The sequence below is a fragment of the Streptomyces sp. NPDC005791 genome (assembly GCF_042871485.1).
In the GTDB taxonomy this organism is placed as follows: Bacteria; Actinomycetota; Actinomycetes; order Streptomycetales; family Streptomycetaceae; genus Streptomyces.
In genome coordinates, this window is the sequence record NZ_JBIAIP010000003.1 from 484896 (window position 1) to 506858 (window position 21963).

Annotated in this window: 18 protein-coding genes and 2 pseudogenes; 9 read left to right on the plus strand and 11 right to left on the minus strand. The window is 70.2% G+C overall.

The window, feature by feature from the left end; genetic code table 11:
• Nucleotides 1-123: 123 nt before the first annotated feature.
• Nucleotides 124-1291, plus strand: a pseudogene (locus ACFYSH_RS09260) (epoxide hydrolase family protein).
• 13 nt (nt 1292-1304) lie between these two features.
• Here the strand turns inward: ACFYSH_RS09260 and ACFYSH_RS09265 are convergent.
• From ACFYSH_RS09265 to ACFYSH_RS09285, 5 genes and pseudogenes are all read right to left on the minus strand, one after another.
• Nucleotides 1305-1587 (minus strand): annotated as a pseudogene (locus tag ACFYSH_RS09265) (NADPH-dependent oxidoreductase); the annotation flags it as partial.
• 57 nt (nt 1588-1644) lie between these two features.
• A complete protein-coding gene (locus ACFYSH_RS09270) occupies nt 1645-2181 on the minus strand; it encodes an isochorismatase family cysteine hydrolase (RefSeq protein ID WP_359471789.1) in 537 nt (178 codons plus the stop codon).
• A gap of 75 nt (nt 2182-2256) precedes the next feature.
• Nucleotides 2257-2628, minus strand: a complete 372-nt coding sequence (locus ACFYSH_RS09275) for a VOC family protein (protein WP_388751611.1) — start codon at nt 2626-2628, stop codon at nt 2257-2259.
• A 39-nt stretch (nt 2629-2667) separates the two neighbouring features.
• Nucleotides 2668-4155: an aminotransferase class I/II-fold pyridoxal phosphate-dependent enzyme gene (locus ACFYSH_RS09280; protein WP_359471793.1), complete on the minus strand. Its 1488-nt coding sequence runs from the start codon at nt 4153-4155 to the stop codon at nt 2668-2670.
• 37 nt (nt 4156-4192) lie between these two features.
• Entirely contained in the window at nt 4193-5080 is an 888-nt protein-coding gene (locus ACFYSH_RS09285) for an SDR family oxidoreductase (protein ID WP_359471795.1), read from the minus strand.
• Nucleotides 5081-5233: 153 nt separating this feature from the next.
• Between ACFYSH_RS09285 and ACFYSH_RS09290 the strand changes: the two genes are divergently transcribed.
• A complete protein-coding gene (locus ACFYSH_RS09290) occupies nt 5234-6139 on the plus strand; it encodes a metallophosphoesterase (protein ID WP_359471797.1) in 906 nt (301 codons plus the stop codon).
• Nucleotides 6136-6807: a 4'-phosphopantetheinyl transferase superfamily protein gene (locus ACFYSH_RS09295; protein ID WP_359471799.1), complete on the plus strand. Its 672-nt coding sequence runs from the start codon at nt 6136-6138 to the stop codon at nt 6805-6807. Before ACFYSH_RS09290 ends, ACFYSH_RS09295 begins: the two co-directional genes overlap by 4 nt.
• Before the next feature lie 154 nt (nt 6808-6961).
• Here ACFYSH_RS09295 and ACFYSH_RS09300 read toward each other — a convergent pair whose 3' ends face one another.
• Nucleotides 6962-7336 carry a tetratricopeptide repeat protein gene (locus tag ACFYSH_RS09300; protein WP_359471801.1) on the minus strand — a complete coding sequence of 125 codons (375 nt, stop codon included), beginning with the start codon at nt 7334-7336 and terminating at the stop codon, nt 6962-6964.
• A 121-nt stretch (nt 7337-7457) separates the two neighbouring features.
• Here ACFYSH_RS09300 and ACFYSH_RS09305 point away from each other — a divergent pair, with 121 nt between their 5' ends.
• Nucleotides 7458-8423 (plus strand): pirin family protein, encoded by a 966-nt coding sequence (locus tag ACFYSH_RS09305; RefSeq protein WP_388751615.1) that lies wholly within the window; start codon nt 7458-7460, stop codon nt 8421-8423.
• 78 nt (nt 8424-8501) lie between these two features.
• Here ACFYSH_RS09305 and ACFYSH_RS09310 read toward each other — a convergent pair whose 3' ends face one another.
• The gene (locus ACFYSH_RS09310; RefSeq protein ID WP_359471806.1) at nt 8502-8915 is read right to left on the minus strand and encodes a MerR family transcriptional regulator; all 414 of its coding nucleotides are present in this window, start codon (nt 8913-8915) and stop codon (nt 8502-8504) included.
• Nucleotides 8916-9318: 403 nt separating this feature from the next.
• On the opposite strand from ACFYSH_RS09310, the gene ACFYSH_RS09315 reads away from it, so the two are divergent.
• Nucleotides 9319-10821: a SulP family inorganic anion transporter gene (locus ACFYSH_RS09315; protein ID WP_359471807.1), complete on the plus strand. Its 1503-nt coding sequence runs from the start codon at nt 9319-9321 to the stop codon at nt 10819-10821.
• A 125-nt stretch (nt 10822-10946) separates the two neighbouring features.
• Nucleotides 10947-12062 carry an AI-2E family transporter gene (locus tag ACFYSH_RS09320; protein ID WP_359471809.1) on the plus strand — a complete coding sequence of 372 codons (1116 nt, stop codon included), beginning with the start codon at nt 10947-10949 and terminating at the stop codon, nt 12060-12062.
• A gap of 95 nt (nt 12063-12157) precedes the next feature.
• On the opposite strand, the gene ACFYSH_RS09325 is transcribed toward ACFYSH_RS09320, so the two are convergent.
• The 4 genes from ACFYSH_RS09325 to ACFYSH_RS09340 form a co-directional block, all read right to left on the minus strand.
• Complete coding sequence (locus ACFYSH_RS09325; protein ID WP_388751617.1) at nt 12158-14035, minus strand: CocE/NonD family hydrolase; 1878 nt, start codon at nt 14033-14035, stop codon at nt 12158-12160.
• 288 nt (nt 14036-14323) lie between these two features.
• Nucleotides 14324-16390, minus strand: a complete 2067-nt coding sequence (locus ACFYSH_RS09330) for an iron ABC transporter permease (protein WP_388751619.1) — start codon at nt 16388-16390, stop codon at nt 14324-14326.
• Between the two features lie 6 nt (nt 16391-16396).
• Nucleotides 16397-17377, minus strand: a complete 981-nt coding sequence (locus ACFYSH_RS09335) for an ABC transporter substrate-binding protein (RefSeq protein ID WP_388751621.1) — start codon at nt 17375-17377, stop codon at nt 16397-16399.
• The gene (locus ACFYSH_RS09340) at nt 17374-18273 is read right to left on the minus strand and encodes an ABC transporter ATP-binding protein (RefSeq protein ID WP_359471817.1); all 900 of its coding nucleotides are present in this window, start codon (nt 18271-18273) and stop codon (nt 17374-17376) included. Before ACFYSH_RS09340 ends, ACFYSH_RS09335 begins: the two co-directional genes overlap by 4 nt.
• A gap of 659 nt (nt 18274-18932) precedes the next feature.
• Between ACFYSH_RS09340 and ACFYSH_RS09345 the strand changes: the two genes are divergently transcribed.
• Genes ACFYSH_RS09345 through ACFYSH_RS09355 form a run of 3 tightly spaced genes read left to right on the plus strand, consistent with a single transcriptional unit; the run spans nt 18933 to nt 21933 of the window.
• Nucleotides 18933-19991, plus strand: a complete 1059-nt coding sequence (locus tag ACFYSH_RS09345) for an iron ABC transporter permease (protein WP_359471820.1) — start codon at nt 18933-18935, stop codon at nt 19989-19991.
• Nucleotides 19964-21052: a FecCD family ABC transporter permease gene (locus ACFYSH_RS09350; protein WP_388751624.1), complete on the plus strand. Its 1089-nt coding sequence runs from the start codon at nt 19964-19966 to the stop codon at nt 21050-21052. The genes ACFYSH_RS09345 and ACFYSH_RS09350 overlap by 28 nt, the downstream gene beginning before the upstream one ends.
• Before the next feature lie 41 nt (nt 21053-21093).
• A complete protein-coding gene (locus ACFYSH_RS09355) occupies nt 21094-21933 on the plus strand; it encodes an ABC transporter ATP-binding protein (protein WP_359471824.1) in 840 nt (279 codons plus the stop codon).
• The last annotated feature ends 30 nt before the right edge of the window (nt 21934-21963 follow it).

Here is a 21963-nt window from a genome sequence, read left to right on the forward strand (position 1 = left end):
CACCTGGTGGACCGGGGGTGCGGGGCAGAGGGTGACTGTACTCCGGGTGCGCCACGTACTTCCGCCGCCCGCGCAGGCTCAGCCATCCGTCAGCCGGCCGTCCGGCCGTTCTAGGATGCGCCCATGCCGGACGCCGAGCCCCGCCCCGAGCCGTTCATCCAGGAGACCTCCCCCGAGGCACTCGAAGACCTGCGCGCGCGGCTGCGAGCGACACGATGGCCGGATTCGCCGGAGGACGCCGGATGGTCACTCGGGACCGACCTGGGCTACCTCCGTGAGCTGGTCGCCTACTGGGCGGAGGACTTCGACTGGCCCACGCAGGAAGCGGCGCTCGCCGCGCTTCCGCGTTCGGCTGGGCGGCCTCGGGATCCACTTCGTGCACGCCCGGGCTGTCGCGCCTGCCGGGCCCGTGCTGGCCCTGGTCCTCAGCCATGGATGGCCGGACTCGTTCTGGCGCTACTCGAAGGTCATCCCGCTCCTCACCGACCCGGGCGGGCACGGAGCCGATCCGGCCGACGCGTTCGACGTGGTGGTGCCCGACATGCCGGGGTACGGATACTCCGACCGGCCCCTCGGCCCGCCTCTCGACTCCATCGCTGTGGCCGGTCTGTGGGCCGAGCTCATGACCGTCCTCGGTTACGACCGGTTCGGCGCGGCCGGGGGTGACATCGGCAGCCATGTGAGCCGGTATCTCGGCCTCGACCAGCCCGACCGGGTCGTGGCCGTGCACCGCACCGACGCCGGCGTGCCCGTCTTCGGAGGCGACCGGGCGGAGCTCACGCCGGAGGAGCGAGCCTATGTCGAGGGTGCCGCGGCCTGGGGCGCGGCCGAGGGCGCCTACGGGGCGATCCACCGCACGAAGCCGCAGACCGCGGCCGTCGGACTCAACGACTCACCGGCCGGGCTCGCGGCATGGATCGTGGAGAAGCTCCGGGCCTGGAGCGACTGCGGCGGAGATGTCGAGCGGAGTTTCACGAAGGACGAGATCCTGACCGGCATCACGCTCTACTGGCTGACGGGCACGATCGGATCGTCCATGCGCATGTACCGCGCGAACGCTGCCATCCCGCACGCACAGCTCGCCCGGCGCGTCGAGGTGCCGTCCGGCTTCTCGGTCTTCCCCGGCGATCTCGTCCGTCCGCCGCGAGCGTGGCTGGAGCGCACGACCAACATGGTGCGCATGACCGAGCCCGCGCGCGGCGGCCACTTCGCCGCGTTCGAGGAGCCCGAGCTCTACGCGGAGGAACTCCGCGCCTTCTTCCGCCCCTACCGCACGGTGGCCGCGGGCTGAACCGACAGGGGCGAGGCCGCCCGGAGAAGCCCAGGTCGTTGAGGCCCTGGAACAGGTCGGAGCTCACCTTGTGGGCGCCGTCCTCGTTTCCCGACCCGCTGCCGCAAGGCGGGCCAGGCGTCACCGTCGTCCATGTCGAGCCCCACTCCCGGCCGGATGTCATGGTCGGCCACCCGTACCACCTCGCCGCTCACTCCGAGGCTTTCGAACTCGGCCATCACCTGGTCGGCGATGAGATGGCTGCTGGAGGGGGCCGGTGAGGAGTTCAGCGTGCAGACGAAGGCCAGGGCTCGCATATCAGGGAGCTCCTTCGGGGGAGAGGTGTTCAGGGAAGGTTTCATGCACGGCGGCACTCAGAATGCGACGTTCGCAGCCGTGCGGATCGACGCGTTCATGTTCCGCTCCATCATCCGGAGGGACGCCTGTGCCAAGTCCTGGTGGATATGGGCCACGGCGTCATCGGGAACGGTCACCTCGAGATGGCGGATATGGGCGTCGAGGGCCGAATACAGGACGCATTGCTCGGTGACCTGACCGCAGAGGATCACGCGGCCCACATCCAGTTGCGAAAGCAGGTAGCTGAGCGGTGTCTCATAGAAGATGGAATGCCTGGCCTTCACGACGAACAGTGAATTGTCGTCCGGCAGCACGGGCTCGACCAGGACACTCTGCGGCCCCGACAAGGCAGTCTCGATGATCTCGCCGTGATGGGACCGCCATTCCCCGAAATTGTCATTCACGTAGATCACCGGTACGCCGCAGCTCCGGGCCCGTTCGATGAGATCCACGATGCGGGGGAGTGCCTCGCGTACGGAGGGGATGAGGAGGTCGGCATCCGGGTGGTCGTAGGTGTTGATCATGTCGATGACGATGAGGGCACTTCGGCTCATGATCCCACATTCTCATCATGTCGTGGAATGAGCGCGCAGAGGCGTCCTCGGCAGGTGGTTGCCCGCACGGACACGTCACTTGAGGCAGAGGCAGAACGGATGCCCCGCCGGGTCGGCATACACACGGAACTGACGCTCACCACCCCGGTCGTCGATATCCAGTGGTGTCGCACCGAGCGCGAGTACCGCCTCTTGTGCGCGCTCGATATCAGGCACATCGAGGTCCAGGTGCCCCTGCTGCGAATTGCGGTCCCCCCGGGGCCACTCCGGCGGCCGGTGGTCCGTCGCCCGCTGGAAAGCGATGCGCGAACCACCCGGGGCATGGAGGACGTACCAGTCCTCGTCGTACCTGTCGACCTCTCCGCCGAGGACGGCCTGGTAGAAGGCGGCCAGGCTTTCGGGATCGGGGCAGTCGAGAGCGACGAGGCCGTAGGTGGCGATGGGCATGTACGGTCCTTTCGGGGCGCGTTCTCGGGTTCTTCTCGGTCATTCCCCGGCGTCCGCGCCGTCCGCGCACACCCGGACCGTCCGCAAGGTCGGATCCGCCGGATCGGGGACGTTCATTCCCGCCTCGATTCCCGAGCGCAGATATCGCAGCAGCGGCTCGGTGAGGCGCTCACCCGGCAGGACGGTGGGAATGCCGGGGGGATAGGGGGTCATCATTTCGGCGGCGATGCGCCCCACGGCCTTCTCGACCGGTACGTCCTCGGTGGCGGCGAAGTAGGCGTCCCGGGGCAGGCGTGCCTGGTCCGGGCGCAGTTCGTCCGGTCCCGGGATTTCCACGGCGGGCGCCGGGCCCAGCGTGTGGGCCTGCTGTGACAGGTCACGCAGGGCGTCCAGCAGGCGGCCGGCGGTCGTCTCGTCGTCGGCGTGGGTGAACTGGGCACTGATACGGCGGTGGTCGACCAGGTGCATGTCGATCCGATGGTGCGTGCGGAGCCAGTCGGCGGCCCGGTATCCGTTGGTTCCGAGTTCACTGATGTCGATGATCACGGGGAGCGGGTCGAACTCCGCGGCCTTTCCCGGTCCGCAGAAGTCGTCGTGGTCGTTCACGTGCAGGCCGTCGATCTTCTCGATCCGTTCCCGGACGTCGCCTGCCAGTCCGAGGGCCCGGGACAGCAGGGCGTGTCCCTCCAGGACCATCTGCCGCCGCCAGCCGTCGATGCCCGCGTACAGCAGGACGGACGGGCTCGTGGTACCGAGCAGATCCGCGCGGGAGGCGAGCGTGTCGTGGTCGACGAGATCGCCCTGGAGGTGGAAGACCGAGCCCTGCTCCAGTCCGCTCCCCATCTTGTGGATGCTGGTGACACAGACGTCGGCGCCGGCGTCCATGGCCCAGGAGGGCAGGTCCGGGTGAAACGGAAGATGGGCTCCCCACGCCTCGTCGACGATGACGGGCTTGGACCGGCGGTGGCACACCTCGGCGATCGCACGCAGATCCGCCGCGGAGCCGTACGGGGTGGGACTGGTGACCAGGGCGCCGCAGGCGTCCGGATGCCGCTCGAACGCCTTCTCGAAGGTGGCCGCCGACGGGGCGTGGGCGAGGTGTCGCCCGGTGTCCCACTGCGGTTCCACCCATACGGGTTCGATGCCGGAGAGGATCAGGCCGGCGACGACGGACTTGTGGGCGTCGCGGCCGACCAGGAGCTTCCGGTGCGGAGCGGCCACGCTGAGCATGGCGGCCTTCACGGACAGGGAACTGCCGCAGGTCGAGAAGAACGTGTGCTCGGCGTGTACCGCGTCGGCCATCAACTGCTCGGCGCGCTGGAGGACATCGGAGGTCTGGCGACGGTCGTCCAGCCCGCCGGAGGCGAGCACGTCACCGAAGAACACGGCGTCTCCGAGTACGGCGCGCACGTCGGGGGAGGCGCCCCGGGCCTGTTTGTGGCCGGGAGGCGAGAAACCCAGTTGTGCCTTCTCCTTGTATGCCGCCAGTGCGTCGAGCACGGGTGCTTCATGATGGTCTGTGCGCATGGACGTCGCCTTCCCTGCGGTGTGCGGAGCAATCGCGTCAGGGCAGCGGCGTGCCACCGGTCGCGTTCATGATCTCGCCGGTGATGAACGACGCGTTCGAAGAGGCGAGGAAGACGTAGGCGGGCGCCATCTCGGCGGGCTGCGCGGGCCGGCCCAGAGGACTCTGCTTCCCGAACTCCGTGGTGTCGGGCAGCGTCGCGGGGATGAGGGGGGTCCAGACCGGCCCGGGTGCGACCGCGTTGACACGGATCCCGTCGGGGGCCAGCATCTGGGCGAGTCCCTGGGTGAAGGTGACGATGGCGCCCTTGGTCATGGCGTAGTCCAGCAGGTGGGGGCTGGGCTTGTAGGCCTGCACCGAGGTGGTGTTGATGATCGAGCCGCCCGAGGGGATGTGCGGCAGTGCGGTCTTGCACAGCCAGAACATCCCGTACAGGTTGGTCCGCACCACGCGGTCGAACTGGGATGTCGAGATGGCGGCGATGCCGTCGGGCTGAGACATCTGGTAGGCGGCGTTGTTCACCAGGATGTCGATCCGGCCGAACTCGGACACAGCCCTCTCGACGAGGGCCCGGCACTGCTTCTCGTCACGGATGTCGCAGTCCACGGCAACGGCCTTGCGGCCCGCCTGTTCGACCAGGCGGCACGTCTCCCGTGCTTCGTCCTGCTCCTGCGGCAGATGCGTCAGCAGCACGTCCGCCCCCTCCCGCGCGAAGGCCAGAGCCACGGCCCGGCCGATGCCGGAATCGCCGCCGGTGATGACCGCCTTGCGGTCGACGAGGAGACCGCTGCCCGTGTACGAGTCCTCTCCGTGATCCGGCGGCGGATCCATCGGCCCGGTCCAACCAGGATGCTCCTGGTCCTGCTGGGGGAAGTCCGGCTGCGGGTGGCGCTGTGTCGGGTCCTGCGGCTTCTCGTCGTCAGTCATCGACGTCTCCCTTGGTCCGTCCGGCTGCGGGCATGCTTCACACGTGCCGCCGCGTTCCCCGAGGGCGGTCGGTCAATCATCCCGGGCGGATGAACAGCGGGCATGTTGAGCGGGGCGGCCCCGGCGGGACCCTGGAGACGGTAAATTCGAACAATGAGTCCCACGACTGAGCCCGTGCCCCACCCGCCGAGTTCCGGCGGCCGGCTCCTCGCAGTCAGCGATCTCCACGTCGGGATCGCCGACAACCGTCCCGTCGCCGACCGCCTACGCCCGTTCTCCGACGACGACTGGCTCATCGTCGCCGGGGATGTCGCGGAGCAGGCGGAAGAGGTCGAGCGCGCGCTCGAGCTGCTCGCGGGGCGATTCGCCCATGTGGTGTGGACCCCTGGGAACCATGAGCTGTGGACCGTGGACAAGGACCCCGTCCGGCTTCGCGGCCAGGCACGGTACGAACACCTGGTCCAGGTGTGCCGTGAGCTCGGCGTGACCACGCCGGAAGACCCCTACCCCCGGTGGCAGAGTGCCGACGGCCCGGTGGCCGTGGCGCCCGTGTTCCTCCTGTACGACTACTCCTTCAGGGTTCCGGGTACGTCGACCAAGGAGGAATCCCTGGCCCGCGCCCACGAGGCGGGCGTCGTCTGCACCGACGAGTACCTGCTCCACCCCGACCCCTATCCGGCCCGGGACGACTGGTGCCGGGCCCGGGTGGCACTCACCGAGAAGCGGCTGGCCGCTCACGACCCGGAGGTTCCCCTGGTCATCGCCGGGCACTGGCCGCTGCTGCGTGAACCCACGTCCGTGATGTGGTATCCGGAGTTCGCCCAGTGGTGTGGGACGGAACTCACCGCCGACTGGCACCGCCGCTTCAACGTCGCCGCCGTCGTCTACGGCCACCTCCACATCCCCCGCACGACCTGGCACGACGGGGTGCGGTTCGAGGAGGTCTCGATCGGCTACCCCAGGGAGTGGCGCAAGCGGGGGCACCCCCGCGGACTTCTGCGGCAGATCCTTCCGTACGACGGGCAGCCGCCCGCTGCCGATAAGAGCGACGCCTCGTGATCGAACGGCTGCTCCCCGCGCACGTCGCGTGCGCGGACACCCACGAGACGGCTGCTCCGGCCGGCAGCCTGTATCCGGAGGAGGAGCGGCTGGTGGCCACGAGCGTGGATCGGCGCAGAAACGAGTTCGCGGCTGTGCGCGCCTGCGCGAGACGCGCCATGGCCGCCCTGGGGCTGCCCCCGGCACCGGTGCTGCGCGGCCATCGCGGAATGCCGTTGTGGCCGGAGGGGACCGTGGGCAGCATGACGCACTGCGACGGATACCGTGCGGCGGTCCTGGCCAGGGCTTCCGAGGTGCGCGCGGTCGGTATCGACGCCGAGCCGAACGAACCGCTCCCGTCCGGTGTGTGGGAGCTGATATCCGTGGCGTCGGAACGGGCGCGGGTTCCCGTCGGTGCCGACGGCCCGGCGATCCACTGGGACCGGCTGCTGTTCAGCGCCAAGGAGAGCATCTTCAAGGCATGGTTCCCGCTCACCCGAACCGAACTCGACTTCCACGAGGCGGACGTCACCTTCCACGCGGAACCCGGTCCGGCCACCGAGGGCACCTTCACCGCGGACCTCTCGCTGTCGGCTCCCGGCATGCCGAGGTCGTACGAGGGTAAGTGGCTGGTCGACGGCGGCTTCGCGGTGACCGCGCTCGTGCTGCCCGCGAGTCCTCACGTCTGATGCCCGGGTGGGCCGTGTCCGCGAAGTCCCCCCTGGCCGCGACCTCGGGCACGCCGCCGTCGTCACGCCGCACGAGCTCGCACCGCACAGGCGCGTGAGCGGACGAGGGGGCGGGCCGGGAGTTCTCCGGCCCGCCCCGTTCAGGGTGTGCGGGTCACCCCTGGCCCCGCCCCTCCCGCGCCGGCTCGGGGCCGAGGCCCTCGGTCATCGCCTGCGCCATCCGCAGATGCGTGGCCGCCTCGTCGGGCCGGCCCTGGCGTTCGAGAGTGCGCCCGAGCATCAGCCGCGCGTAGTCCTCGACCGGGTTGCGCTCCAGCACCTCACGCAGCTCCGCCTCCGCCTTGGAAAGCCGGGCCGAGTGGTAGTAGGCGCGCGCCAGCAACAGCCGCGGGGCCACCTGCTCCGGTACCTCCTGCACCAGCCCGCCGAGGATCCGCGCCGCGGTCAGGTACTCCTTCGCCTCGAAGAACATCTGCGCCCGGTCCCAGCGGTCCGCGGGCGTACCGAACTCGTAGTAGGTGTCGTCCACTTGTCCTCCTCGGCCTGAAGTCTCAGACACGTCAACACAACGGGTTAGTTAAACATTCCACTACATTCTCGGTGGCGTGGGGACCGGTGCTCCACGACCGAGGAGGAATAGGTTGTGCGCCATGAGCAATCTCGATCGCCAGGCCGCTCCCTCCGTCTGCGGCGGACGCGGCTTCGTCGTCGCGGAACCGGTACGTGAGCTCCTGGCGCCGCGCCGCGTCCAGCTCGGCGAGTCCACCGAGGTGCGCAGACTGCTGCCCAACCTGGGGCGCCGCATGGTCGGTGCCTGGGTGTTCGTCGACCACTACGGTCCCGACGACATCGCCGACGAACCGGGGATGCGTGTGCCTCCGCATCCGCACATGGGCCTGCAGACCGTCAGCTGGCTGCACGACGGTGAGGTCCTGCACCGTGACAGTGTGGGCAGCCTCCAGCAGATCCGGCCGCGCGAACTGGGTCTGATGACCTCCGGAAGGGCCATCAGCCACTCCGAGGAGAGCCCGAAGCCGCACGCCCGGCTTCTGCACGGCGCCCAGCTCTGGGTGGCCCTGCCCGACGCCCACCGGCACGTCGAGCCGCACTTCCGGCACCACACCGACCTGCCCGCCGTCACGGCCCCGGGCCTCACCGCCACCGTGATCCTGGGGGAGTTGGACGGAGTGGCATCGCCCGGCAGGGCCTACACCCCGATCGTCGGAGCCGACCTCGCCCTGGCCGCCGGGGCCGAGGCCCGCCTGCCGCTGGACCCGGACTTCGAGTACGCGGTGCTCTCGATGTCCGGCGAGGCGGAGGTCGACGGTGTTCCGGTCCTGCCCGGCTCGATGCTCTACCTGGGCTGCGGCCGCACCGAACTGCCGCTGCGCGCCGGCTCCGATGCCGGACTGATGCTCCTCGGCGGCGAGCCGTTCGACGAGGAGATCGTCATGTGGTGGAACTTCGTGGGGCGTTCGCACGAGGAGATCGAGGCGGCCCGGCTGGACTGGACGGAGGGCTCGCGCTTCGGTGAGGTGAAGGGGTACGACGGCGGCCGGCTCCCCGCTCCCGCACTGCCGCCCGTGGCGCTGAAACCACGGGGGAGGGTGCGCTGAGCCACGCGGATGCGGCAGCGGCCCTGCGGGTTCCCGGTGAGAGCCTCGCGGTAGCCGGCGGCGTCGCGTACGTCGCTGTCAGGGTCGGACCGCGGCCCCGTTCGACTCCAGGCGGGCGCCCAGGGTGGCGGCGAAGTCCTCGGCTCGGGCCAGCTGGATCCGTAGCTTCTCCACCTGCTCCACGGCGGCCCGCTCGTAGACGCGAACACGTGCCACCAAGGCCTCTCGCTCTCCGGCGCCGAGTACGGCTTCGGCGTCGAGGCGGTCGGTGGCGTCCAGCAGGTCCCGCATCTGCTCCAGGGTGAAGCCGAGCGGCTTCATGCGGCGGATGACCATGAGCCGGGCGACGTCCGCCTCGGTGTAGAGGCGGAAGCCCCCCTGGGAGCGGGCCGAGGGGGTGACCAGGCCCGTTTCCTCGTAGTGCCGGATGGTGCGCAGGGACAGATCGGTCCGTGCGGCGACTTCGCCGATCTGCATGTGCTTGTCGTCCACGCCCGTGGTCCTGACCCTTCTCGTAGTGGCGGGCCGCGGCGCGGACCCAGCGAACTCCACTCTAACGTTAGGGTAGAGTTGCGAGTGGCGAGGGCGGCCCGGCTGCCACGCCACTGCCGTTCCGGGGCCGCTGGCGCCTCCGACGAAGATCCGAGCTGTGCGGGAGAGAGCGTGCGCGAGCCCATGTCGCCGATCGCCGTCGCCTGCCCGCCGTAACTCCTCGCGACGGGGCCTGAGCCGCTGGGCTGTGCTGACGCCAGGCTTCTCCCCGCTCCGTTCGTCCCGCTCGACCTCCGGCCCGCGCTGCGGGTCGTCCGCGGGGTGCCGACCCGGTCCCTGCGCGCTCTTCCGCACGCCCTGGCCCGCCGGTGGGCTGTGCCCGAGTACGACAGGTGCCGTTTCCTTGTCCTCTTCCGTAGTGACTCCCGCTGCGCGGCTGCGCGGCCTGCGCCCCGACTGGCTGAACAACCCGAAGGTCTGGCGCACCGAGGTCCTGGCCGGCCTGGTCGTCGCCCTCGCTCTCATCCCCGAGGCGATCTCGTTCTCGATCATCGCCGGGGTCGACCCCGCGGTCGGCCTGTTCGCCTCCTTCACGATGGCCGTCGTCATCTCCGTCGTCGGTGGCCGACGAGCGATGATCTCCGCCGCCACCGGCGCCGTCGCTCTCGTCATAGCGCCCCTGAACCGCGAGCACGGACTGGGGCACCTGATCGCCGCCGTCATCCTGGCCGGGGTCATCCAGATCGCACTCGGCGCGCTCGGGGTGGCGAAACTGATGCGCTTCGTCCCGCGCTCGGTGATGGTCGGCTTCGTCAACGCACTGGCGATCCTGATCTTCATGGCCCAGGTGCCCGAAATGCACGACGTGCCATGGCCCGTGTACCCGCTGATCACCGGCGGCCTCGCGCTCATGGTGTTCTTCCCGAAGGTCACCAGGGCGATCCCGGCCCCGCTGGTCTCCATCGTCATCCTCACCGTCATCACGGTCGCGGCAGGAATCGCCGTGCCGACCGTGGGTGACAAGGGCGAGCTGCCCTCCTCCCTCCCGGTGCCCGGCCTGCCGGACGTGCCGTTCACGATGGACACGCTGACCACCGTCGCCCCCTACGCGCTCGCGATGGCGCTGGTCGGTCTGATGGAGTCGCTCATGACCGCGAAGCTGGTCGACGACATCACCGACACCCACTCCTCCAAGACCCGCGAGTCCATCGGCCAGGGCATCGCCAACATCGTCACCGGCTTCTTCGGCGGCATGGGCGGTTGTGCCATGATCGGCCAGACGATGATCAACGTGAAGGTGTCCGGCGCCCGCACCCGGCTCTCCACCTTCCTCGCCGGATCCTTCCTGATGGTGCTCTGCATCGTCTTCGGCCCGGTCGTCTCCGACATCCCGATGGCCGCCCTGGTGGCCGTCATGGTGATGGTGTCGTTCGCGACGTTCGACTGGCACTCCATCGCACCGAAGACCCTCAGGCGGATGCCCACGGGGGAGATCGCCGTCATGGTGATCACCGTGATCTGTGTGGTCGCCACCGACAACCTCGCCATCGGCGTCGTCGTCGGCTCCGTCACCGCGATGGTCATCTTCGCCAAGCGGGTCGCCCACCTCGCCCGCGTCACCGCCGTCACCGACCCGGACGGCACCGGCGTGGTGTACGCCGTGACCGGCGAGCTGTTCTTCGCCTCCTCCAACGACCTCGTCGGGCAGTTCGACTACGCCGGAGACCCGGACAAGGTCGTCATCGACCTGTCCGCCGCCCACATCTGGGACGCGTCTTCCGTGGCCGCTCTCGACGCCGTCGAGACCAAGTACGCCCAGCGCGGCAAGACCGTCGAGATCACCGGCCTGAACGATACGAGTGCCGACCTGCACAGCAAGCTCAGCGGCGAACTCACCAGTCACTGACCCGCCCCCGCGGAACCGAGGGACCCCGGTCGACCGGCCGAGGTCTCTCGCCGTGCGGCCCCGGTGCACACGGACCTGCCGGGTGGGCCGTCAGCCGCTGTATCGGTGCCCCATAGGGTGACTCCATGTCTGTCACGCTGAGTTCCACCAAAACCCGCGCCGCCCTGCGCGCGTCGGCGCGCATATCGGGCGAGTTGCTCCTGGTTCTTGTCATGACCGCGGTAGCTGTATGGGTACTGGGCCGCATGTGGTCGGTCGTCTGGCCGCTCGTGGTGAGCTTGTTGCTGACCACGCTCACCTGGCCCGTGACGCGCTTTCTGCGCCGACGCGGGTGGCCGCCGGCGCTCGCGGCCTCGGTGGTGACGGTCCTGTTCCTCCTGGCGGCGGGAGGAATAGTGGCACTGATCGCGGTGCCGGTGGCCTCCCAGTCCGGGGAGCTTACCGACGGTGTGGTCGAAGGCATCCAGCGCGTGCGTGAGTGGGCGTCCGGGCCCCCGTTCAACATCGGTGACGACCAGATCAGCAGTGCGTTCGACTCCGCGACCGCCCGCATCCAGGACAGCATCGGCAGCATGGTGACGACAGTCGTCACCGGGGTGGGCACGGTGGTCAACGGCGTGGTCACCGCCGTCCTGGCGGTCTTCCTGATGTTCTTCATGCTCAAGGACGGCCCCAGGTTCCTGCCGTGGCTCGCCCGCCAGCTGCCCGGCCGGTTCGCCACCGACGTCCCGGCGGTGGCGTCGCGCGGCTGGGAGACCCTGGGTGGGTTCGTGCGTTCCCAGGCGTACGTCGGCCTCCTCGACGCCGTGTTCATCGGTATCGGCCTGTGGATCGTGGGCGTGCCGCTGGTCCTCCCTCTCTCGGTGCTGACCTTCGTGTCCGCGTTCGTGCCGGTCGTGGGAGCCCTGTTCGCCGGTTTCGTGGCGGTGCTCATCGCCCTGGTGTCGAACGGGCCGACCGACGCCCTGATCGTGCTGGCGATCATCGTCGCGGTGCAGCAGCTCGAGGGCAACGTGTTCCAGCCCATGATCCAGAGCCGCGGGCTCGGACTGCATGCAGCGGTGATCCTGCTGGCGGTGACGTTGGGCGGCAGCCTGGCGGGCATCGTGGGCAGTCTCCTCGCCGTACCTGTCGCCGCGCTGATCGCGGTGGTCTGGAACTATCTGCGGGAGCAGCTGAGCGAGCCGCAGGAGGAGCCGGACATGCACAGCTCGCCGAGTGGCGCCGGCTCCGCTTCGTAACACCTGCCTGTTCGGTCCGGTGGCCGAAGGGGCCGGCGGCGGCCGACGTTCCCGGTGGAGTCCGGGAGCCTCGGCGGCCGACGCCGGCCAAGGAGTCAGAGGCGGCCGCCGGGGGCCACCGTGAACGTGGCGGGGCCGGCCGGCAGGTCCACCGTGTACTGGCGCAGGTACGTGTCCAGGTACGGCGAGCGGGCGCCACCCGTGGCGACGTCGTCGGACGGGTCGTCGAGAGCCAGCCGGAGCCGGGCCTTCGTGATCGCGACGGTCTCGCCGGAAGGCGTGTCGCGCCACGACCCCGTCCGGATCGTCCCGATCTCCACCGCCAGGACGTGCCCGGCCGCCAAGGTCCAGTCGGTCGCCTTGAGATCGACGGTCAGCCTGCCCGTGGTCAGCAGGGAGACCTGTTCGTCGAACATGACGGCGGTGCCGTCCGGGGCGACGTCGTACAGCTTGAGCATGATGTTGCCCTCTCCCTCGGCGGTCAGGGAGATCTGCGGAGTCCCGGTGACCCGCACGGTCTTCTCGAGCGCCTCGGACCAGACGAAGAAGCTCGATGTGACAGCCCCGGCCTTCTGCAGCAGGGCTTGTCCCTCGGCCAGGGCCTTGGGGGCGGCAGGGTCGGTCGCAGGGGCGTTCTCCATGTCCCGGTCACCGGAGGGCTGCACGCGTTCGCGCGGTGCCGGCCGGCCGGACGCGTGCAGAGCGGCGAGGGTGGAGAGGCCGCCGTCGTCCACGTACGCGCCGGCGCCGAGGGGGAGTACGACGGGCCGCTCCACGACCGGCCACGTCTTGTGGGCCCGCCACGCTCCGGTGGAGTCCTCGACGGAGTAGGCCGGGTAGCGGACCGCGGGCCTGACGCCCTTGAGGTACTGGTCGTAGAAGGCCAGGGTTTCGTCGTACCAGCCCTCACGCCCCATGGACAGACGTCCGTCGCTGGTGCGGTCCCCGCCGCGGACGTGTTCCCACTGGCCGACCCAGCCGCGCTCCGGTCCCCTGTGGTTGTCCAGGTACTCCTGCATCTCCTCGGGCTTGGTGTTGTTCTCGATGAACCCCTGGGTCACGAACAGAGGGGTGTCGGTGTCCTTCGCCGCCTTCGCCAGGTCCCGGGAGGTCCAGAACGCGTCGTCCTGGTCGGCGATCCGGTACCCGGCCGCGTTCTGCGTCAGGCACTCCGGATGGGCCTGCTCGTAACGGGAGTTGGCCAGGTAGTGCGGGTCGTCGTCCGGCATCTGCTCCAGCGTGGCGATGGAGTTGTAGGCGTTCGCGGTGCCGGTGACGTTCGGACGGGGGACGCCGTTCGAGTAGATGTACTGGTACATGTCCCAGAGGGGTTCCTGGGCGACGACGGCCTTGAGCGCACGCTGGTCCAGGTTGTTGCCGACGAGGCCCGTCAGGGCGTCGTAGGACTTGCCGTAGAGGCCCACCGAGCCCGTGGACCAAGGCTGTTTCGAGACCCAGTCGATCGCAGCCTTCACATCGGCCTGCTCGCCGGGGCCGGCCCAGTCGAGGCAGCCGGTGGAGCCGCCGAAGCCGCGCAGGTCCACCATGACGAAGGCATAGCCCCGTTCGAACAGGGAGGTGCCCTCGATGAAGTCCTGGAAGCGGTCTGACGGGCCGGCGTGTGTCCAGCCTTCCGGGCCTGACTGTCCGGAGTGCCCGAAGTACGGGCCGACCGACAGGATGACGGGCACCTTCGCCTTCTTCGGGAGCCCCTCGGGCAGCAGCACGTCGGCGTGCAGTTCGGTGCCGGAGCGGTCCGAGGAGGGGAAGTAGTGCTGCGTCCAGAGCGAGCCCTCCGGCACGCGGTCGTTCTCCTCGTGGGTGACTGGGACGGTCGAGGTGGCGACCGACGCGGTACGTTCCTGCGCCGCAGAGGGCCCGGAGGCGGCTGCGGGGCCGGCGAGGACGCCGGTCGCGGCAAGGGTGGTGACGAGTGCTGAGGCGGCCCATCTGGCCGTGCGACGTGCTCTCACATGCTTCTCCCGGCTGGGTGGATACGGGTTTCGCAGTGGTGCAGGCCGAGCAGCGGCCCCGGCCCGCCGTGAGGGGCGCGACGGTGGTCGCGCCCGTCAGCGGAGCTGGGTCACAGTCGCGGACGTGAACCGGAGCCGACGGCGCAGGAGTCTATGAGCGCTTCCCGCCTGCTACAACACGCCGGTGAGTCCCGCGTGTTACTGCTCCGAGGGCGAACCGGGCCTGCCGGGCGCGCGACTGCGACGACGGCGGGCGGGACAGGGCCCGGCACCCGCCCCGCCACCGCCTCAGCGTCGCGTGTGGACCAGCAGGTACACGAAGTACGGCGCACCGATGACGGCCGTCATCAGACCGGCGCCGAGCTGGGCCGGGGCGATCACCGTGCGACCCGCCAGATCCGCGAGGCAGACAAGGACGGCCCCGAGGAGGAGCGCGACCGGGACCACCCGTACGTGACGTCGGCCGACGAGGGCACGTGCGGCGTGGGGGGCGACCAGTCCGACGAAGGCGATCGTGCCCGCAGCGGCCACCGCGGTGGCGCTGAGCAGGACGGCCACCACGAGGAAGCCGAGACGTGCCCGGGGGAGACCGAGGCCAAGGAGCCTCGGGGTGTCCTCGTCGAGCGCGACCAGGTCGAGCTCCCGTCGGCGGACCACCGCCACCACGATGCCGACGCCGAGCGCGAGGGCCACCGGCAGAGAATCGGGCATGGTGCGCCCGTACGTCGATCCGGACAGCCAGGTGAGGGCCTTCGTCGTGTCGAAGGGGTCGCTGAGCACGATGACCAGGCTGATCAGTGCCGCGGCGGCGGAGGACACACCCATCCCGAGCAGGACCAGCCGGTTCTGCCGGAAACCGCCCCGGGCGGCCAGCCCGAACACGATCGCCGCGGTGACGGCCGCCCCTGCGAACGCCGCTCCCGCGACCTCCCACGAACCGGCGGACTGCGCGGTGGTGACCAGCAGGACGGCTCCGAGACCGGCGCCGCCGGAGACTCCGAGGACGCCCGGTTCCGCGAGCGGGTTGCGGGTCACGGCCTGCACCAGGGTGCCGGACAGAGCGAGCGCGGCACCCGCGAGGAGTGCTGCGGAGACCCGGGGCACCCGGGTGTCGAGGACGAACGTGACGACCCGGCCGGCCCTGCCCTGCGCCCAGTTCACTACATCGCCGAGCAGCAGTTTCGCATCGCCGACGAGTACCGCCGCGAACAGCAGCCCCACGGTGACGACGGCGAGTACGACCACGGTGACGACGAACGCCGTCCGCCCGGGAATCCTCAGCCGGTCCGGCGCCTGGGCCGAGGCCGTGTCACGGGTGCGGAGCGCCATCACGACGAGGAAGACTCCGCCGACGACGGTGGTGACGACGCCGGTCGGCACCTCCACGGCGGTGTCGGCGGGCACGACCGCACGAAGCAGCACATCCGAGCCGAGTACGAGCGCGGCTCCCACGAGTCCTGCCACGGGCAGGCTCACCCTCGAGCGGACGAGCCCCCGGAACCGGCCGGCCAGAGGCCGGACGAGCGCGGGCGCGCAGAGGCCGACGAACCCGATCGGGCCCGCGACCGTGACCGCCGCCGCGGAGAGCAGGGTGGCGAGCACGACCGCGGTGATCCGGGTCCCACGAACGGGTACGCCCAGCCCCCGGGCGGCGTCGTCACCCAGGGCCAGAGCATCGACGCGCCGGGCGACGAGCAGCAGTCCGACGAGGCCGACGGCGATGACCGGAGCCATCTGGCGGACACCGTCGAACCCGTTCTGCCCGACGCTTCCCTGGTTCCACCGGTAGAGGCCCTCGGTCTGCTCGGGGAACAGCAGCAGCAGCGCCTCGGTCACCGCGTTGAGGCCCAGCATGAGGGCGCTGCCGGCGAGGACCAGCCGGACACTGCCCTTGCCGAGCCCGGACACCCCGAGTACGAGCGCGGCGGCGGCCAGTCCGCCGACGAAGGCGGCGCCGGACGAGGCCAGCAGCGGCAGGGTGGTGCCGGTGACGGCGAGCACTCCGAGCGCCAGGTAGGAGCCGGCGTTGACGGCGAGGGTGTCCGGTGAGGCCAACACGTTCCGGCTGACCGCCTGGAGGGCGGCGCCGGCCATGCCGAGGGCCAGCCCGACGAGTACGGCGGCGGCCATCCTCGGCAGCCGCGACGCGATGACGACGGAGGCGTCACCCGCCGCGGCGTTTCCGGTGAGCGCGTTCCAGACCTCCGCACCGCCGACGTCGGCGGTGCCCTGGGTGATGTCGACGGCGGCGAGGACCGTGACCAGCAGCACGAGCGCGGCCGTCACGGCGACCGCGCCCGTCGTGGCCGCGGCGGTGCGGTCACGGCCGACCGCGGTCTTGTCGATGACGGCCACGGCGCGCTACTTCGTCAGCGCGTCGACGAGGGAGTCGGCGTACGCCTCCATCGAGCGGGGGCCGCCGAACATCCAGACACCGTCGGGCAGCCGGTGCACATTGCCGTCCTCGACGAAGGGCAGCGACTTCCACACGGCGTTCTTGGCGAGGGAGCCGGTGAACGCGTCACCGTCGACGTCGTTCGCGATGTAGGAGAACTGGACGTCGCCGAGACCGGTGAGCCCTTCGACGTCGGTGGTGGCGAGGCCGTAGCTCTTGTCACCCTCCACGGTCCAGGCGTTCTTCAGGCCGAGCTGCTCGTTGACGGCGCCGAGGAGGGATCCGCCGGTGAAGGCGCGGATGGAGACCTGGTTCGACGCGACGTAGCCGTCGGCGGAGGCGATCTCGGCGCCGCCGAGACCGGCGTCCGCGAGCGCCTTCTTTCCCTCGGCGAGGCTCGCTCGGAACTCCTTCTCGACGTTGTCCGCCTGGGTCTCCTTGCCGGTGGCCTTCGCGATGAGGTCCAGGCCTTCCGTCATCGTGCCGATCTGGTCGGCGGCGTCGGCGGAGCTGATCTCCAGAACGGGTGCCACCTCGCGGAGCTGCTTCACCACCGCGGGCGAGAGATCGCTGGTGGCGACCACGAGGTCGGGCGCGAGGGCCGCGACGGTGTCGATGCTCGGCTCGCCCCTGGTGCCGATGTCCTTGGGGGTGCCGGTGAGGGGGGCCGCGGTGTTCCACGCGGCGTAACCCTTCACGTCCGCGACGCCCACGGGGTCGACTCCGAGGGCGACGAGGTCCTCGACCACGTTCCACTCGGTGGCGACGACCTTCGTGGCGGGGCCGTCGAGGGTCACCTTCGTCCCCTTGGAGTCGGTGAGGGTGATCTTCCCGGCGGACTTGCCCGAGGCCGCGGCGTCGTCGGAGGCGGGCTCCGTGGTTCCGCATGCGGCTAGTGAGAGGGCGGCGACGGCGACGGTGGCCGAGGCGAGAAGGTTGCGTCTCATGGGGAGGTGCTGAGCCTTTCGGATCTGGAGTGATGGCGGCCCATGGCGCGGGTGCGCAGTCGGCCGGTCGAAGGATCGGCGTCCACGTCGATACGGATGCCGTAGACGTCCGACAGGAGTTCCGGGACGAACACGACCTCGGGCGTACCGTCGGCGACGATGCGTCCCGCGTGCAGCAGAGCGACGCGGTCGGCGACGGCTGCGGCCTGGTCGAGATCGTGGAGGACGACGCCCACGGCGATGCCGTGAGCGTCGGCGAGGTCGCGTATCAGGTCGAGGAGCTCGACCTGATAGCGGAGATCGAGATAGGTGGTGGGTTCGTCAAGCAGCAGGATGCCGGTCTCCTGCGCGAGACAGCTCGCGAGCCACACGCGCTGGAGCTGCCCGCCGGACAGTTGTTCGACGCCCCGCCCGGCGAGGTCCGCGACACCGGTGAGTCCGAGCGCCCGGTCCACCGCGGCGGTGCCGCGAGGGTCGGGACGGCCCCAGCGGCCCCGGTGGGGGTAGCGGCCGAAATCGACCACGTCCCGGACGGTGAGCCCGCCCGGCGTCGACCGGGACTGTGTCAGGAGCGCCACGCGACGCGCGAAGTCGCGGGCGTCGAGGGCGAAGCCGTCAGTGGCGTCGTCCGTTCCCGCGTCGACCGTGAGCGAGCCGGCGCGTGCGGTCTGAAGCCGGGCGAGCGTACGCAACAACGTCGACTTCCCGCTGCCGTTGGGGCCCACGAGGGCGGTCACCTCGGCGGGCCGCAGGCTGATGGCCGCATCGTGCACGACGTCGACCCGGCCGTACGCCACGGTCACCCCGGTGGCGGACAGTCCGTGGCCACGCGAACGCGGCGCAGCGGTAGCCACAGGGGTATCCACATCGGGGGACGTGCTCTCACCAGCTCTCATGGGCGTTAGGTTAGCCTGCCCTTACAGGTCATGTGGAAGGGGGGCCTCCGCTACGGGGGCTCACCTACGGCGGAGCGGGGCGGCTCGGGACGTCGGTGCGGTGAGGCGTCCGTGCCCGGCGGCTGTCACACGAAGCGGCTGTGGCGTCGAGCAACCGGGTGCACACGGGCGTGAGCCGCTCGAGGAAACAGGAGCGCGGGGGTGAAGCGGGTCGCGGACCGGGATGATGTCCCGTTGCTCGATGACGGCGCATGTGGGGCGGCGGCAGGCCGGCCCACAGCCGGTCGGGCATGCTGTGCGAGGTCGACATGAGTACGCGAGCTGGACGGTGGCGCGAACGGCGCTGTCGGAGAGCGGCACCCCTCGGGCGGACCGCACCACGTCCTCCCGGGAGTCGCGGGACGTGCCTCGCCGTCCAACAGGGCTCTGGCAGAGCCCGGTTGGCTGATGCCTATGTCCGGCCGTCCTTGCCGTTCCCTATCGACAGTTCCGGTAGATGAGCTTAGGCTCCCCTAAGCAGCGGTGAGTCCGAGTTCTGGTCGCCCGACCAGGTTCATCAGGGCCGACGGTACCGCCGCTGTCGCGGGCACGACGCTCCGGGACGCAGCGCCCCGACTTCCCGTCAAACACCTGCAGATCAAGGGATATCGAACGTCGACATGAGCGCGACCGCAGTGGAGCGTCCCGCATCCAGGGGCATGGACGAAGCCCGCCGCGGGCGGGGTGTGGGCTTGGGCGTGCTGGTGGCGGCCCTCGTGATCGGGGCTGCCGTGTCGCTGGCCGTCGGTGCGCGGGCGTTGAGCCCCGCAGAGGTGTGGCACGGGTTGTCCGGCGCGCCGGACAGCGACCAGCGCCTCACCGAGATCCGGCTCATCGTGCGGACGGTGCGGGTGCCCCGGACGGTGCTCGCCATCGTCGCGGGCGTCGCCCTGGGGATCGGCGGGGCACTGATCCAGGGGTACACGCGCAACCCGATCGCGGACACGGGGCTGCTGGGGGTGAACTCCGGTGCCTCGTTCGCCGTGGTGACGGTGATCGCGCTGTTCGGCTTCGCCGACCCGCTCCAGTACGTCTGGTTCGCCTTTCTGGGGGCGGCCGTCGCCGGTGTCGTCGTGTTCGGCCTGTCGAGTGTCGGACGGGGGGCCGGCAACCCGCTGACCCTCGCCCTGGCGGGCCAGGGCGTCACGGTGTTCCTCGCGGCGATGACCACGGCGGTCGCGCTGTCGGACCTGAAGTCGCTGAACGCGCTGCGGTTCTGGAACGCCGGGTCGGTCGCCGGTGTCGGGTTCGACGTCATCTGGCCGGTGACCGCGTTCATCGTGGCGGGCTCGGTGCTGGCATTGACCACGCTGCCCTCCCTCAACCTGCTCAACCTGGGGGACGACGTGGCGCGGGGGCTGGGCGTGAACATCGCGCTCAGCCGGACCGCCGGCATCGTCGCCATCACCCTGCTCGCGGGGGCGGCGACGGCGGCCTGCGGCCCCATCGCCTTCCTCGGGCTGATGGTGGCTCACGTGGCCCGCTACCTGACCGGTCCGGACTACCGCTGGCTCGTGCCGTACGCGGGACTCCTCGGTGCCGGCGTCCTTCTGGTCTGCGACATCGTGGGGCGCGTGGTGGTGCGGCCGGGCGAGCTGGACGCGGGTGTCGTCGTCGCCCTTCTCGGCGCGCCGTTCTTCGCGGTTCTCGTATGGCGAGGAAAGTTCAGGAGCGCGTGAACAGGACAGCGGAAGTGAAGAGGCCGGTGGCGCCCGGCGTGCGCTTCGGTCAGGTGTCGTTCGTCTGGCGACCGTGGATCGTGTCGGTGACGTTGCTGTTGGCGACAGCCGTCTTCCTGGTGTTCTGTCTCTCCATCGGGGTCGGGGACTTCCCCATCGGTCTGTCCCGGGTGATCGTCACGCTCCTGGGGCGGGGCGAGCAGGTCGACGAGTTCGTGATCGTGGACCTACGGATGCCGCGTGCGCTTGCCGGGCTCCTGGTGGGGACCGCTCTGGGGGTGTCCGGGGCGATCACCCAGTCGATCGCCCGCAATCCGCTGGCCAGCCCGGACATCCTTGGGATCACCGCAGGGGCCGGCGCCGTAGCGGTGTTCCTGGTAACGGCGTCGGGCGGGACCGCCGCCGCTGTCGTCAGCACCGTGGGGCTCTCCGCCGCCGCGCTCGCAGGCGGCCTGGGGACGGGGCTGCTGGTGTACTTCCTCGCATGGCGGCGCGGGATCGACGGCTTCCGGCTCATCCTCATCGGCATCTCGGTGACCGCCGTGATGGAGGCCGTCACCACCTGGCTCCTGACCTCGGCCGACATCAGGGACGTCGCCCGGTCGCAGGCGTGGCTGGTGGGATCGCTGGACAACAGGTCGTGGGACGAGGTCCGGGTGGTGTTCTGGTGCACGCTCGTGCTCATGGTGGTCGTGGCGGGTGCCGCGTTCCAGTTCAAGCCCATGCACCTCGGCGACGAGGTCGCCGCGGGGCTCGGGGTCCGTTTCTCGAAGGTGCGGGCGGTGCTGCTGCTGTGCGCGGTACTGCTGGCTGCCGCGGCGGTGAGCGCGGCGGGCCCGGTCCCGTTCGTGGCACTGGTGGCTCCACAGGTGGCGATGCGCCTGGCCCGATGTCCGACGCCGCCCCTGGTGGCCTCCGGTCTGGTGGGTGCTCTGCTGCTGATCGGCGCTGACCTGACCGCTCGCTCGGCACTCCCGATCACTCTTCCGGTCGGCGTGGTCACCGCCGCGATCGGTGGCCCCTTCCTGGTGTACATGCTGGTGCGGGCGAACCTCAGATGAGCGACGAACAAGACTGCACGGACGGGACATCAGGGGGATCTGTGGGCGCTCAGCACATCACGAAGACCGATCGGGCGGCCGAGGGCGGCGTGCGGCTGGCAGCCAGGGGCATCACGGTCGGCTACGGTGGCCGGACCGTCATGGACGGTCTCGACGTGGCGGTCCCGCCGGGACTGATCACCACGATCATCGGCCCCAACGGCTGCGGCAAATCGACCCTGTTGCGTACCCTGTCACGGCTGCTGAAACCGTCTGCGGGGGCGGTCGTGCTGGACGGCGAGGACATCGCCGAGCTCAGGACCAGGGACGTGGCGAAGAAGCTCGGTCTGCTGCCGCAGGCCCCGGTCGCTCCGGAAGGGCTGACGGTGGCCGACCTGGTGGCCAGGGGGCGCCATCCGCACCAGAGTTGGCTTCGCCAGTGGTCGTCGGACGACGCCTCCGTGGTCGAGCGCGCGCTGGCCATGACCGGGGTGTCCGAGCTGGCCGGCCGGCCGGTGGACTCGCTGTCCGGCGGGCAGCGCCAGCGCGTCTGGATATCGATGACGCTGGCTCAGGGGACCGACCTGTTGCTGCTGGACGAGCCCACTACGTACCTGGACCTGGCCCACGCGATCGACGTACTCGATCTGGTGGACGACCTGCACGAGTCGGGCCGCACCGTGGTCATGGTGCTGCACGACCTCAATCTGGCCATCCGCTACAGCGACCATCTCGTCGTCATGCGTGCGGGGGCCGTCCTGGCGCAGGGGCATCCGAGCGACGTGATCACGGCTGAGCTGCTGCACGAGGCGTTCGGGCTGCGGGCCGAGGTGATCGACGATCCGGTGGGGGACCGACCGCTGGTCGTACCCATCGGGCGTACGCATGTGCGGCCCAACTGATGTTCCAGTAAGGCAAACAGCCTAAGTTAG

What these genes read in the sequence shown, in the direction of transcription:
- ACFYSH_RS09305 (WP_388751615.1), top strand. Translation starts at nt 7,458, where the DNA reads ATGAGCAATCTCGATCGCCAGGCCGCTCCCTCCGTCTGCGGCGGACGC.
- ACFYSH_RS09280 (WP_359471793.1), bottom strand. Translation starts at nt 4,155, where the DNA reads ATGCGCACAGACCATCATGAAGCACCCGTGCTCGACGCACTGGCGGCA.
- ACFYSH_RS09340 (WP_359471817.1), bottom strand. Translation starts at nt 18,273, where the DNA reads ATGAGAGCTGGTGAGAGCACGTCCCCCGATGTGGATACCCCTGTGGCT.
- ACFYSH_RS09320 (WP_359471809.1), top strand. Translation starts at nt 10,947, where the DNA reads ATGTCTGTCACGCTGAGTTCCACCAAAACCCGCGCCGCCCTGCGCGCG.
- ACFYSH_RS09335 (WP_388751621.1), bottom strand. Translation starts at nt 17,377, where the DNA reads ATGAGACGCAACCTTCTCGCCTCGGCCACCGTCGCCGTCGCCGCCCTC.
- ACFYSH_RS09285 (WP_359471795.1), bottom strand. Translation starts at nt 5,080, where the DNA reads ATGACTGACGACGAGAAGCCGCAGGACCCGACACAGCGCCACCCGCAG.
- ACFYSH_RS09290 (WP_359471797.1), top strand. Translation starts at nt 5,234, where the DNA reads ATGAGTCCCACGACTGAGCCCGTGCCCCACCCGCCGAGTTCCGGCGGC.
- ACFYSH_RS09275 (WP_388751611.1), bottom strand. Translation starts at nt 2,628, where the DNA reads ATGCCCATCGCCACCTACGGCCTCGTCGCTCTCGACTGCCCCGATCCC.
- ACFYSH_RS09350 (WP_388751624.1), top strand. Translation starts at nt 19,964, where the DNA reads ATGGCGAGGAAAGTTCAGGAGCGCGTGAACAGGACAGCGGAAGTGAAG.
- ACFYSH_RS09270 (WP_359471789.1), bottom strand. Translation starts at nt 2,181, where the DNA reads ATGAGCCGAAGTGCCCTCATCGTCATCGACATGATCAACACCTACGAC.
- ACFYSH_RS09345 (WP_359471820.1), top strand. Translation starts at nt 18,933, where the DNA reads ATGAGCGCGACCGCAGTGGAGCGTCCCGCATCCAGGGGCATGGACGAA.